The 14,529-nt window shown below is 59.8% G+C and carries 6 protein-coding genes; 2 read left to right on the top strand and 4 right to left on the bottom strand.

Annotation, left to right across the window (positions count from 1 at the left end; genetic code table 11):
- Window positions 1-15: 15 nt before the first annotated feature.
- Window positions 16-2,754 (bottom strand): TonB-dependent receptor, encoded by a 2,739-nt coding sequence (locus AC1Q6X_RS22070; RefSeq protein ID WP_070312783.1) that lies wholly within the window; start codon window positions 2,752-2,754, stop codon window positions 16-18.
- A gap of 524 nt (window positions 2,755-3,278) precedes the next feature.
- Between AC1Q6X_RS22070 and AC1Q6X_RS22075 the strand changes: the two genes are divergently transcribed.
- A complete protein-coding gene (locus AC1Q6X_RS22075) occupies window positions 3,279-4,004 on the top strand; it encodes a 16S rRNA (uracil(1498)-N(3))-methyltransferase (RefSeq protein ID WP_070312782.1) in 726 nt (241 codons plus the stop codon).
- 174 nt (window positions 4,005-4,178) lie between these two features.
- On the opposite strand, the gene AC1Q6X_RS22080 is transcribed toward AC1Q6X_RS22075, so the two are convergent.
- Entirely contained in the window at window positions 4,179-7,178 is a 3,000-nt protein-coding gene (locus tag AC1Q6X_RS22080) for a TonB-dependent receptor (protein WP_083287270.1), read from the bottom strand.
- Window positions 7,179-8,268: 1,090 nt separating this feature from the next.
- On the opposite strand from AC1Q6X_RS22080, the gene AC1Q6X_RS22085 reads away from it, so the two are divergent.
- On the top strand, window positions 8,269-9,900 hold the full coding sequence (locus AC1Q6X_RS22085; protein ID WP_070312781.1) for an NAD(P)/FAD-dependent oxidoreductase: 1,632 nt from the start codon (window positions 8,269-8,271) through the stop codon (window positions 9,898-9,900).
- An 86-nt stretch (window positions 9,901-9,986) separates the two neighbouring features.
- Here the strand turns inward: AC1Q6X_RS22085 and AC1Q6X_RS22090 are convergent, their stop codons facing one another.
- Both AC1Q6X_RS22090 and AC1Q6X_RS22095 read right to left on the bottom strand, forming a co-directional pair.
- On the bottom strand, window positions 9,987-12,803 hold the full coding sequence (locus AC1Q6X_RS22090) for a TonB-dependent receptor plug domain-containing protein (RefSeq protein ID WP_230506618.1): 2,817 nt from the start codon (window positions 12,801-12,803) through the stop codon (window positions 9,987-9,989).
- Window positions 12,804-13,103: 300 nt separating this feature from the next.
- Window positions 13,104-14,477 (bottom strand): ATP-binding protein, encoded by a 1,374-nt coding sequence (locus AC1Q6X_RS22095; RefSeq protein ID WP_492498395.1) that lies wholly within the window; start codon window positions 14,475-14,477, stop codon window positions 13,104-13,106.
- Window positions 14,478-14,529: the final 52 nt, after the last annotated feature.

A 14,529-nucleotide genomic window follows, 5' to 3' on the forward strand; every position in this document is an offset into this window, starting at 1 on the left:
CAGTCCACCCTCACGTCATTTGAACGAGTACGACGCCGACATGTAGATGTAGCGGCCACGTGGATTGCCGTAGGCGGTGTCGTAGCCGATGTTCGACGATGGATCGAATGCCGGCGCACGGTCGAACACGTTATTGACGCCACCACGCAGCACCAGGTTCTTGAAGCCGCTGTAGGACAGCGAGGCGTCAACCAGGGTCGCGCTCGGGATCATCAGGCCGTTCGCGTACTCGTCGTAGTAAAGGTTGATCGTCGCCGACGGTGTCCGGTCCACGTGGTAATGCGAAGTGAAGTTGGCGCTCGTCGTCGCCGCCCAAGCACCGCGGTCCCAGTTGACACCCAGCTTGGCCAGCAGCTTAGGATAGCCGTATTCACCTGCCTCGCAAGCCGTGTTGTTGGGGCAATTGATCGCCGGATCATCAGGCAGCAGCGTGCGGTTGTAGGACAGCGTGTAGCTCGCCTCGCCGAACACCTTGAAACGCCCCATCTCGGCCGTGCGCAGCGTGTACGACGCTTCGACATCCAGACCGTCGGTGACGACCTTGCTGCGGTTGATCAGGCCAACCTGCAGCTGCTTCAGGCGACCTACCAACGGACCCAGCGTCGCGCGCTGGGCGGCGCTCAGCGCGTTATACTTCTCTTGGTCTTCCGCCGTGACGGCATAGCGCGTGACGGCGTCCTTGTACTGACCATCCTCGCCCGCCAACACGGTTTCGTTGTCAAGATTCTCGACGCGATCGTTCCACTTGATATTCCAGTAGGTTAAACCCAGCGTCAGGTTCTTGATCGGTTCGGCGACCACGCCCAGGTTGAACTGCTTCGATTTTTCGGGCTTCAAATCCTTCGTGCCGGACAGCAGAGACAGCGCCGAACCGCTGCAAGCGGTGTCAAAATACGCGTCACCCACGATGCAACGCTTCGGATCCTTGGTCGCGACGAAACCGCCGCGGCCTTCGTTAAAGCGCTGCGACAGTGTCGGCGCGCGGAAACCGGTGCTGTAGCTGGTGCGGAACATCAAGGTCGGCAAGGCGGTCCAGCGCAGGCCAAGCTTCGGGTTGGTGGTACCGCCAGCCAACTGGTAGCGATCATAGCGGACGGCCGCCTGCGCTTCCAGGTTTTTCAGCAGCGGCAGGGCCAACTCGCCGAACACGGCGCCGAGCGACTCAGAGCCGTCGATGCCGCGCAGGGTCGAATAGATGCCGATTGCGCCATCGCGCCAAGCCTGCGACGGATCGTAGCTGAGCTTCTCGCGCTTGTACTCGGCACCGACGGCCACACCGATCTTGCCGCCGGGCAGCTGGCCAAATTCGCTGGAAGCGGTCACCTTGGCAAAGTCCGTCGAGGACTTGGTCTTGGTGTACTGGTCGGCCGTCAGTTCGTTGATGATCTGCTCCGAATTATGGTTGCCACCGAAGGGGTTGAACTTGCCCTGCGCCAGGTAACTCTGCAATTTATCGTGCATGAAGGAGCCGTACACGCGCGTTTCGCCCTTCTCCTGGCTGTGGCCCACAGACACGGTCCAATCCCAGTTGGCTGCGCGGCCGGTGGCGCCGCCAACCAGCCAGGTGGTGTCAACATTGGTGCCCGTACCACCCTCGGCGGCAGGGAAGAGGCGGCGGATATTGACCGGCACGCCGTAAGTATTGAAGGGGTTGTTCGCCGCCACACGCAGCACGCCGGAGCGGTCGGCATTTTGGATCCAGGCCGGCGAACCTTGGACGCGCGTATCGAAGTGGTTGTAAAACAGATTGGCGAACAGCGACACATCCGGCGTCAAATCCCAGTTCGCCGTGACCGCCCCGCCGTAGCGTGTGGACGGGCGCACCAGGTCTATCGACTCAGCGGCGGAATACATGCAGGAGCTGCGATTCGGCGCAGCCACCCATTCCGGCGCATCCGGATAGGGCTTGCTGTGGGCCGCGTCGCACTCCGGATCGGGCATGCGCTGCGAACCGCCCAGCGATATGGTGCCGGGATCGCGGCCCTTGGCGCCGTACACGCCACCCTGATACAGGCCGCCATTGTGGCCGGTGAAATCGGTACTGTTCGCCCAATCGCGGTCGACGCCGTGGATAGCCTTGGTTTTTTCGTAAGAGGCCGAATACGTCACGTTGAATTTCTGTGCGTCACGGTCGCCGAAACCGCCGGACACGGACACCTTATGGTTTTGCCCGTCGCCATAGGTGGTCGAACCGGTGCTGGCGTCGAGGGTCAAGCCCTGGTAATCCTTGCGCAGGATGAAGTTGATGACGCCGCCGACGGCATCGGTGCCGTAGATGGCCGAGGCGCCGTCCTTGAGCACATCGATGCGCTCGATGGCCGACAGCGGAATGGCGTTCAGATCGACGGAGGTCTGGCCGCTATAATCGTCCGAACCGGACGCCGGCAGGCGATAGCCGTTCAACAGAATCAGGGTCGGCAGACCGCGCAGCGAGACGCTGGTGGCGCCGTTTCGGAAGGAACTCGATGTCGCCAGCTCACCGCCGTTACCGCCAGCAGAAGTCAGGTTGCGCATCAGATCCAGCACCGACGTCGCGCCCGAACGGGCAATCGATTCGCGCGTCATCACGGTGATCGGGGAAATACCTTCGGCTTCGATGCGTTTGATACTCGAACCGGTGATTTCGACGCGCTGCACCTTAGGCACCGGCGCATCGATCGCTTCCTGCGCATGCACGCTCATCGTTGCGACGCCGGCGAACGCGGCCAACGCCAATCTCACCACCTGCACACTCTTTTTTTCGCGAAACATCATAACTTATTCCTTTTCATGATCCCTGATATCACTTGATAAGCGATTAGTTTGTATTTTTATAATCACTTAAATCTCTCATGGTCTTGCGAAAAACTGCAAGGCCCCTCCCGCTACAGTGGCATGCTTGTCCAACCAATTTAAGCTGGCCGCAACGCGCCCGGGGTCATAGGCCCGGGCATTGAAACGTGCGGCGTCTCCCCATGCCATACCGAATCACATCACGGACGACATTGCTGGAAACAATTGATGTCGTTCAACACAACTTGTATAGTCATCAAACCACGCCAAAAGTATCACTGTCAATAATGCAATGATTTATGAAATCAAAAAACAACATTTCGTTTTAGTCAGCTTGTTATCTCCACGCAATTTCCCGTCCCGGATGCGCCGCGCAGGCCCAGCGGCAAGAATTTCCCCCGGCCGCGCGCAGCGGTACTAAAATTGCACTCTCGAGTCGCAGCCGCGCGCGCCCCACCCGCGCGCGGCGCGGCACCTCCCATTGTTTCCTTCCGCCAGGATGTTGCATGCCGCGTTTTTTCTGTCCCCAGCCACTCGCCATAGGCGCCACCATCGCTCTGCCCGACGCCGTCGCCCACCACGTCCATGTGGTGCGCCTTATGCCGGGCGAGGCCATCACCGTCTTCAACGGCGAGGGCGGCGAGTACACGGCTGTCTTGTGCAACGTCGAGAAAAAACGCGCCAGCGCCGAACTGAAGTCCCACACGGCGCGCGAAGCGGAACTGCCCTACGCCGTGACCCTGGCACAAGCGCTGCCGGAAGCGTCCAAAATGGACTGGATCATCGAAAAAGCCATCGAACTGGGCGCGGCCGGCATCGTGCCGCTGGCGGCGCAACGCTGCGTCGTGCGCCTGTCCGCCGAGCGGGCGGAGAAAAAACTGGCCCATTGGCAAGCGATCATCGTGTCCGCATCGGAACAATGCGGGCGCAACCGCCTGGCGCAGCTGGCGCCATTGCAGGATTTTAATAGCTGGAGCAGCCAGCAGGATTTACATAAACGCATCATCCTGACGCCGCGTGCGGAGCAGTCGCTGGCCGACTGGGCGCGTCACCAGCCGCCGCAGGCGATCACCGTGATGGTGGGGCCGGAAGGGGGATTTTCGGAAGCGGAAGAAAAGGCGGCCCTGGCCGCCGGCGCCATCGGCCTGGCTATGGGGCCGCGCATCCTGCGCACGGAAACGGCGGGCCTGACGGCGCTGGCCACCTTGGGCGCCTTGTGGGGCGGGATGTAAGCCAGCGTACGACGATCAGGCACCGAGCGTGCCGCCAAAACAAATGCCCCGCAAGCTTTGCAGCTTGCGGGGCATTTTACTGGCATGACTGATGATGCCTTTGCTGTATCCGTCCGTCCGTGCATCCCCGTCTCCGCCGGCTGACGACTGTCAACCGGCAAGGAGGGAATCACATCAGAACTTGTGGCTGTACTGGGCCGACAAGCGCACGGTGCGCGGGCTCGAGTAGGAGTTGACCATGCCGGCGGTCGTGCTGACGGCAGTACCAGCGGCGCTGGTGTTGTAAGCCTCGTCGATCGATTGCGCCACTTGACGGTTGGTTGCGTTCAGCACGTCGACTTTAAACACGATGCCCTTGATCTGCTCTGGCTTGTAGATGAAGTTCAAGTCCAGGCGCATTTCCGTTGGCAGCGTGCCGTAAGCGCCACGGCCGTTCGGGCCGGTTGGGCACAGGAAGAAGATCGAACCGTATTGCGACAAGCCCAAGCCCTGTTGATCCATGGACGCTGGGATATTGCAAGTACGCGACATAGGACGGCCCGTTGCCACCAGCAAGTTGCCACCGACGCCGAACTGGCTCGTGAACTCATAGTAGCCATAGGTTTTCAACTGGTGCGTACGGTTGTTCGGCAACAAGCCGCTGCCGTTGATCATCGTCTCAGGGAAGTCCCATCCCGAGCTGAAGCCCACGTCGGCCTGGCCGTTATCCGACTTGGTCTGACCTTCCTGATTGCCTTCGCTGCGCGACCAGGTGTAGTTCATCTTGCCGTACCAGCCATTGCGCATCGGATGTTCGAGCATGAATTCCAGCGCCGTATAGGTACGCTTGGCTTTTTCCGGGAAGCCGGCATCGGCAGCCGTAATCGTCACCGCGCGCTGTGCACCGTTTGGTCCCACCGGGATCATGAAGGTGTTGTCCTTGCCTGGATTGAACAGGGCGCCGTTCCAGCCATGATCGTCGAAGTACTCTTTTTCAGCGCCTGTCAGCTTGGCCGAAATGGCGCGTGGATCCGAGTAGTCATCGATCGTGTTTTTCAGCTTGCGATAGGTGAACTTGATACCGCCGTTGAAGTCAGGCGTCAGCGCCTTCTCGAAGCCCAGGTTGATCTCGTCCTGGAAGTGGGCCTTCAAGTTGGTCGAAGCCAGCTCATTGGCGCGTTTTTCCTGGCCAAATTCATTGTTAGCCGACACGACATTGCTGATCGGGTTCAAGCCCAGCGGTGCGCCCGTGGTCGGGTTGACGCCCGTGTAGGTGTAGAAGCGGTCGGTGTTCAGCGAAGCGCCGGCAAAACGTACGGCCATGTTGGCCGGCAATTGCATGAAGTAGCGGCCAGCCGTACCGAAGACTTTCAGGGAACCGTCGCCATACACATTCCAGGCCGCATTCAAACGCGGTGCCAGCATGTTTTTCTGTTCCACGAAGGTTTCGCCGATACCGTTCATGTTCTTGAACGACTCATTGCGCAAGCCCAGGGTCACGACCAGGTTTTCGGTGGCCTGATAGCGGTCCTCGATGTATTGCGCCGACTGCTCGACGGTCGGGGTGGAGCCGCCGCGCTGCAGGTTTTCACGCACGTAGTAACCTTGGGTGCCATAACCGCCGCCAGCTGCCGGCGAGATATTGTGGCCAGACAATACGGTGTTCGGATCGGTTTTCAGATACGTCCAGGTACCGCCGCCAGCCGCTTCCGTACCGTTCAGGGCATTGATCTTGTTGTGGTCAAGACCGCCGCGTATCGTATGCTGCTTGGCCAGTTTGTATTCCAGATCCAGGCGATAACCGCGGTTGGTGTCTTGCGCGCCGTCGCGCAGCAGGGCCGAGCTGAAACCCTGCACTTGGCTAGGCGAATAATTCAGGCCTGGTACCTTAAACTCTGGAGAACTAACGACGATTGGACGCAAGCCTGGAATGTAGCCGAACGGATTTTGCTCGCGTTGCGTCTTCGCCTGGCCAACCAGGGCTTGCACGGTCAGATCGTCGGTCACATAGCTGGTCAGCTTGAGGATGTCGATGTTCGAGCCCTGGGCTGCCGCCAGCGCGGCACCGGTGGCGTTGAGGAACAGCACGCCTGCCGAATAGTTCTTGAATCTGGCGCCGCCGTTCTGCACATAGCCGCGCTGCTTGGTGTCGTAGTTGAAGCCGTAGTATTGATCGTTGACATTCGACTCGTCCGAAATGTGCGTGTATTCGAGGCGGTTGTTGTCGGTGATATTCCAGTCGATCTTGGCGATATAACGCGGCACATCGGATTTCTGCACCAGCCAGCCGGTCTGGTTGTTCACCTGGCTGGTCGATGCCAGACGCGCCGTTTCGCGGTCCATCTTGGTAAATTCGCCACCCAGATAGATGAACAGCTTGTCCTTGATCAGCGGGCCGCTGACATAGGCGTTATAGACCTTCTCGGTCAGCTTGTCGCCTTCGCGGTAGTTGTAGATCTTGCCATCCGTCTTGGGATTGGCGCCCGTATTCGGGAACATGATGTTCTTGGCCTTGCCGCGCAGCGAATCAGGCGCGTAGGTAAAGCCGGCGCCGAATTCCCAGTTATTCGTACCGCTCTTGGTGGTGATGTTGACCACGCCACCCGTCGAACGTCCGAATTCGGCGCCATAGCCGCCGGTGATGATTTGCGCTTCAGCAATCGAGCCGAAAGGCAGGGAAGAGTAACCAACCTGATACAGGCTGTTGGTGACGGGGAAACCGTTGATGTACGCCGCATTTTCCGACGCGCTGGAGCCGCCGAAGCTGGCGGCGTTGTTGCCGTAGCGCGAGTCGGCGCGCGTGGTGCCGCCAGCCAATTGCACGATGTTGGCAACCGTAGGCGCCAATGGCAGGGTAGCCAGTTCGCGCGAATTGAAGGAAGAACCGGAGTTGGAACTGGTGACATCGATCGCGCGGCGGCGGCTCGTCACGTTCACGGTTTGCACCTGCTGCAGCGCCACTTCGCTTTCCTGGCCGATGCGCACTTCCACATCCTGCGAGCTGACGACGGAAGAGCCTTTCAGCAGGGTCACCTTGTAGTTGCCAACTGGCAGGGAGGTGATGCGGAAAGTACCGCTTGCATCGGGCGAAATGGTCCGTTTGAAGCCATTGTCAGCACCGACGATCTGCACCGATGCGCTGGCATCCGGCGCGATCTTGCCGATGATATTGCCCGTGGCATTCGACTGTGCCATTACCGTTGGAACAATCGCAGCGCTCAATACCGATGCGCTGAAAGCGATCGTTAATGCACGTGCTATTACAGTTTTTCTCAACATGTCATTCCCTATTTATTTATGAGCGCAGTATTACTGCTTTGGTAAAGGAGTTTATCACTCACACTTATGCGTTTTTGAACGCTTTTTACTCTCATCACCTTGTAATCCCTTCATACAAGGCATCCTCTCGATCCACTTTGCATACGCAAAATAAACAGAATGACACATCGAAACATATTGAAACGGACTGGTCAATAAAATTAGAAAAACTGTTCTGTTGGCGCAACACTTCAATTTATACAAAAAATAGACGAGCAGAAGCGCATCCAGGCTGAATGAAAACACTCGCGGACGATAATCAAATTTACTTGGAATGCCTGCAAACAGTGGCTTTGCACCAATGGCATCAGAATGCTGCAGGAAGAGTTGTTTCTAAAAAAAGATGAATATAAAAAGCCCGAAAAATAAATGACGCGCAAGACGAAATTATTTTACGGGACGAGGTAAAATATATTGCACATCCATCCCGCAATAAATCAATCAGATTTTTTCAGGACAGTTCCATATAAAAAAATATCTCGTCATCATCTCAAAAATAAATCCTGCATTCCATTGATGACGCGACAGCGGCAAGAGTCAGCGCTGCTCATTTCCTTCAATGCGTGCGAAGCAAAGATACAGAATTGCACCTGCAAGAAACAAAACACTATCAAATCACACGCAATGGCAAGGCGTCAACAAAATCAAGCAGCCACAACAAAAAAGCAACACAAATTACGGGGAAAATTTGGCCCCGATTTGCACGCCCCAACAAGGGGCGGCGGATGCACCAGCAACGCGCCGATTTTGCACCAGTTTGTAGCAGCCAGGAAACGCCGCCATATTGCGCCACGGCACGGTGGCGACCATGCGAACAGACGGCACTGCCGCCTGTCCCCCCCCGAAAAAAGTCCGGGTAAACGAAGCAGTGAACGATGTGGAGGTAAAATAGCGCCCGGATGCCGTCACGCGGCACCGCACACTCTCCGCTAGATACGGAGCCCGGCAATTTTTAAAAATACACACCATGTTGCGACTCAACGAAGTAAAACTCCCCCTCGAACACGACGAAGCGGCCCTGCCCGCCGCCATTCTGGCGCGCCTCGGCATTGCCGCGGATGAGCTGCTCGGCTTTACCGTCTTCAAGCGCAGCTATGACGCGCGCAAGCGCAGCGCCGTGGTGTTGATTTACTCGCTGCACGTGGACGTCAAGAATGAAGCGGCCGTGCTGGCGCGCCTGGGCCACGATATCCACCTGATGCCTGCGCCCGATACCGACTATAAATTCGTCGCCGGCGGCGAACAGCTGGCCGGCCATACCAATGAACCGCGCCCCATCGTCATCGGCACGGGCCCCTGCGGCCTGTTCGTGGCGCTGATCCTGGCACAGATGGGCTTGCGCCCCCTCATCCTGGAACGGGGCAAGCAGGTGCGCGAGCGCACGGTCGACACCTTCGGTTTCTGGCGCAAGCGCGAACTGAACCCGGAATCGAACGTGCAGTTCGGCGAAGGCGGCGCCGGCACCTTCTCGGACGGCAAACTGTACAGCCAGATCAAGGATCCCAAGCACTACGGCCGCAAGGTGCTGACGGAATTCGTCAAGGCCGGCGCGCCCGAAGAAATCATGTACGTGAGCAAGCCGCACATCGGCACCTTCCGCCTGGTCAAGATGGTGGAAGAAATGCGCGCGAATATCGAACGGCTGGGCGGCGAATACCGCTTCAGCAGCAAAGTGGTCGATCTCGACATCGAGCCGGGCAGCGATGGCGGCCAGGTGCGCGGCGTGGTGCTGGACAATGGCGAAACCATCGCCAGCAACCACGTCGTGCTGGCCATCGGCCACAGCGCGCGCGACACCTTCGAGATGCTGCACCGCCGCGGCGTGTACATCGAAGCGAAACCGTTCTCGATCGGCTTTCGCGTGGAACACCCGCAATCCCTGATCGACAGCTGCCGCTTCGGCCCCAGCGCCGGCCACCCTATCCTGGGCGCGGCCGACTACAAGCTCGTGCATCACGCCAGCAATGGCCGCTCCGTCTACAGCTTCTGCATGTGCCCGGGCGGCACGGTGGTGGCCGCCGCCTCCGAACCGGGCCGCCTGGTGACAAACGGCATGAGCCAGTACTCGCGCAACGAGCGCAACGCCAACAGCGCCATCGTCGTCGGCATCACGCCGGCCGACTACCCGGGCGACCCGCTGGCCGGCATTGCCCTGCAGCGCGAGCTGGAGGAGCGCGCATTTGCCTTGGGCGGCGGCAACTACGATGCCCCTGGACAATTGGTCGGCGACTTCGTGGCTGGCCGCGCCTCGACGGAATTCGGCAGCGTGGTACCGTCGTACAAGCCGGCAGTGCATCTGACGGACTTGGCGCCCTCCTTGCCCGAATACGCGATCACGGCCCTGCGCGAAGCCTTCCCGGCGTTCAACAAGCAGATCAAGGGCTATTACAAGGCCGACGCCGTGCTGACGGGTGTTGAAACGCGCACCTCGTCGCCGATCCGCATCAAGCGCCGCGACGACGACTTCCAAAGCCTGAATACGCGGGGCCTCTTCCCCGCAGGCGAAGGCGCCGGCTATGCGGGCGGCATCCTGTCGGCGGCCGTCGATGGCATCAAGGTGGCCGAGGCGGTGGCCCTGTCGATGGCGGCGCGCCGCTAGGCCGCGCCCTCCCCATACTGCGGCGGGACGAAAAAAAACCGGCACTGAGTTCACAGTGCCGGTTTTTTTATGCCTGCTCCCGCTCTTTAAAACTTGTACGAGGCATTCAGGTAGCCGGTACGGCCGCGCGGATCGTAATAGCGGTCGTCATAGCCGAATTGCTGGCCGCGGTTCGCGCCGGACGTCGATGGCACGAATGGCGGACTCTTGTCGGTCAGGTTCAGCACGCCGGCGGTGAGGACCCAGCTCTTGCTTGGCGTCCACACCGTTTGCCAGTCGAGCGTCGAATAGAAACCCACCTGCATGCGGATCTTTTCCTGGCCCGTCACGGCGCCCGAAGCGTCAAGCACGTCGACCGACGTTTCCTGGTCCTTGTAGCCGGAGAGGAAGTTGACCGTCAGCGAGTTGGCCCAGTTGCCCGTTTTCAGGGTATTCGTCCACTGGCCGCGCGTGCGGAAAGTCACCGTCCCCAGATCGGCGAAGTTGCCCAGCGCCGAATAATACTTGCCGCCGCGTTCCAGCTGCACATCCTCGCGCAGCATTTGCGTCGCGTTCAGCTGCGACGTGAACAGGCCAATGCCGGAACGGTAACGGGCGCTGATATCGATATCGACACCGGTGGCAAACGACTTGCCCAGATTCTGGTTGTCCGCCAGGAAGGCCAGGTAGGTGGTACCCGTGCCCACGTCCTTGTTGACGCCCCAGGATTTCGGGAAGTTGGACGGATTGCCGAATACCAGCTGTTCGGTCAATTGACCGAAGGAATCGCGGATCTGCACATGCCACAGGTCGGCGCCCAGGGTAATGGCGCTGATCGGCTCGTAACGGAAGCCGATGGTCGCCTGTTTCGATTTCTCAGGCTGCAACTCGCGGTTGCCGCCGGCCAGCTGGTCGTACTGGCGATTGCCTGGCTGGCATTGTGCGTTCAGACGCGTGGCGATCGCCTGCAGTGCCGGCGTGCACGTGTACTTCTCGCTGGTGACACCATAGCCGCGCTGCAGGGCGTTGACTTGCGGCACTGTCGGTGCGTGGAAACCGTTGCCGACAGAGCCGCGGATCAGCAAGGTGGGTGCCGGCGTCCATTTAAAACTGGCCTTGGCCGTGGTGGCGCCACCGAAGTCCGAGAATTCATCGAAACGCAAGGCCGCGCCCAATTCCAGCTCTTTCAGCACAGGCGCGATGACTTCGCCAAAAATGCCCTTCGACGTACGGCTGGCGCTGTACGGCTGGCTGCTGGCCGCATCGCCGAAGCGCTGGTCGCACTCCAGTCCTGTCGTGCCGCCGCACAAGGTGCCCTTCACGGGGTCGGCCAGGATGCCTTGCGCAAACGGACTTGGCTTCGCGGAGAATTCTTCGCGATTGATGTTGACTCCCATGCCCAGCATCATCGCGCCGCCAGGCAGTCGGCGCAGTTCCGTCGAGCCATTCAGGTTAATCGTTTGCAGGCGCGAAGTACCGCCATCCCAGTAACCGGTGTACGCGGCAGCCTTGATGGCTTCCTGTGCCGCAGTGGACTGCTTGCCAGGGCCAACGAAGGGATCGAGCAAGCCGCTCGATGTGAGATTATTGACAGCAATGGCGCCAGGATAGCCGGAAATACTGCCTTTTACGCGGCTTTCCGAAAAATTATAAGCAGCGTTATAGTCCCAACCGGCCAGAATGCCGCGCGTGCCGACCACCACACTGGCAAAATCGGCCGTATCTTTCGAGGTACGCTGCCCCATGTCGAACAGCCGGTAAAAAGCCGTGCTGTCGCCGGTAATACCAGCTGGCACTAAATACTTGTCATGCAGCGGCGTGCCTGCATCGACGGCGATCGCCCCAGGCACGGGGGCGATACGCGAAGTTTGTTTCGTGCGTGACAGCAATACGTCCGCATACACTTCCTGGCCGGCGATCTTGAAGGTGCCCGATGCCATGAAGTTGTCACGCTTGCGCTCCGGATAGATTTCCAGGTCCTTGGTGAAGTCGTAGCCGCAGTAGTCATCGACCAGGCCGCTGCCGTCGTTATACGGTTCGATCACGCGGAACGTCTTGTCCGGGCAGGAGCCGTTGGCCTTCTGGTAAGGGCTGATCAGCTGGCCATTGTCATCGGTGGCATTGGCCGGAATCGGGCTGGCCGAAAACTGTTGCTTCTGATAGCGCTTGCCATTGGCCGAGAATTGCACCTTGCCCGTGCTGGCGAACTTGCGGTCGACGGAAGCGAGCTTGTCGCGCTCGTCGTGGCCAAAGGTCAGCACCACGTTGTAGCCATCTTCGTCCAGGTTGCCAAAGCCCTTCGTGGCGCTGAGGCGTTTCTCACGCGCACCGTTTTTTGGTGCGGAGTAGCCGATGGACACATCACCGATCGTCGTATCGTGCTTGGTAATGAAGTTGACCACGCCGGCGATCGCATCGGCACCGTACAGGGCGGAGGCGCCATCGGTCAGCAGTTCCACACGCTCGATGGCCGAGATAGGGATCGAATTCAAGTCGAAGCCAGCGGCGAAACCCGTCAGCGTCTGGCCGCCGAACTGGGCCAGGCGCTTGCCGTTCAGCAAGACGAGCGTACGCGTTTCCCCCACGTTATGCACGGAAATACCGGAGAAACCGAAGGTGCTTCCCCCAACCGAGGAACTTTCACTCGTGGCACCCTGGGCGGAAGAGAGCTTCTTGACCAGATCGGTGACCGAAGTGGCGCCCGATGTGCGGATGGCTTCGGCGGTCAGCACGGTGACCGGCAAGGCGCCTTCGGCAGCGATACGCTTGATCGACGAACCGGTGACTTCAACGCGCTGGATTTGCGCATCGGCGCCCTGCGCATCTTGTGCTACCGCAGACTGCGAGGCAACGGACAAGGCCGCTGCCATACCACCGGCGCAGACGATGCGAACTGCACGAGAGATGACGGTTTCTTTAAGCATGGTGAACCCTTTTTCATTTGTACGGTTATATATGACTCCGGATTTGTTACCCGGATTACACTCGTTCATCTAAAGGAAACGCCTCGCACGGCACCGGATCAGGCGCCGTGAAGTTCGCTGGGACACGTGTACAGAAATGGAACTAGGCAACTAAAAGTCAACTAGACAACTACATAGAATCACGGCAAGAATATGAGTGTCAACAGAACTCAACATGCGTATGGCGTACATACAACATATGAAAAGCAGGGGCGACAAGGGATAAGGCGCGCTCGCGGCTAGCCGCGAGGCCATGCGGCATCAGCTGGCCAGCGGCAGCCTGATTTGTATATGACAGCCGGGAGTGCAGTCGATCGCGCACACCTGGCCGCCCAGTTGCTGCACGATGGTGTAGACGATGTGCATGCCCAGGCCGGAGCCGCCCTGGCCCCGCTTGGTGGTGAAGAACGGTTCAAACATGTGTTCGCGCACAGCCGGCGCCAGGCCGATACCGTCATCGGAGAAGTCCAGCAGCAGCCAGCGCCCGGCGGCGGCGTCCCCCTCCTCCTCGATGCGCGCGCGGATCGTGATGCGCCCCGGGCCGCCTTGCGGATAGCCATGGCGGGCGCTGTTCATCAGCAGGTTCGAGAGGATCTGCGACAGCTTGCCGGCCGCCAGGCGTACCTGGCAATCGGGCGCGATATCGAGTTCCACACCGAGCGCCGCCTTGCGCAGTTCCGGGCTGTGCGCCGACACCAGGCCATGCACATAATCGTGCAGCGCCAGGTCCGCCACGTATTCGCTGACCTGGTCCACGGCCAGCTGCTTGAAATTGCCGATCAGGTCGGCGGCACGCGCCAGGTTGCGCTCGATCAAGGCCGCCGCGCCTTTCAGGGATTCGGCAATGTCGATCAGTTCGGTGCGGCTGACCTTGGCGCCGCCCAGCAGCTGCACCAGCTGGTCGGCATAGCTGCCCATGCTCGACGCGGCTGTGAGCGCCACGCCGATGGGCGTGTTGACTTCATGCGACACGCCCGCCACCAGCGAGCCGAGGGCCGCCATCTGTTCCTGCTCGATCAGATTGGCCTGCGCCGCCAGCAGCGACTCGGTGCGCACGCGCACGATTTCTTCCAGCTGTTGGGTGCGCTCCTGGTGCTGCAGCTCGGCCGCGCCGCGCGCCGAGAAGATCGACAACAGCAGCAGCGCCAGCAAGCGCTTGTTTTCATCGATGGGACGCGTGTCGATGGCCGACAGGATGCCCAGGGTCTTGCCATCGGTATCGATCAGCGGCATGCCGACATAGCTTTCCGCATGCATGTCGACCAGGAGGGTATCGAGTGGAAAGCGACGCTGGATATCGCTGCCGTGAAAACACATGCTCTGGCAAGTCACGTCCTGACAAGGCGTGTGCTGCAGGCTGTATTCGATATTCGGCTGGTAGCCATCGCCGCCCCACAGGGCCAGGGTGCGGATGCCTTCGCTGCCATCGTCCATGCGCACCAGCCGCCCGGCGATCACATAGTGCACGTCGAGCGCTTCGGCCAGGTCCTTGACGAGGATGCGCAGGAAGTCGTCGCCACGGGCGTGCGCCGTCGAGGCGGTGATCGAGCGCAGGGCCGCTTCCGCCAGGGTGCGCCGCTGCTCGGGATCGAACAGGGGTTCTTGCGAATTCACATCGAACAACGGAATACTCATGAATGCTCCTGCGCAGCACGGGAAGCGCAGGCAAAGCTGCCGGCGCGGCGAT

Source organism: Janthinobacterium sp. GW823-FHT06H09 (assembly GCF_058794735.1).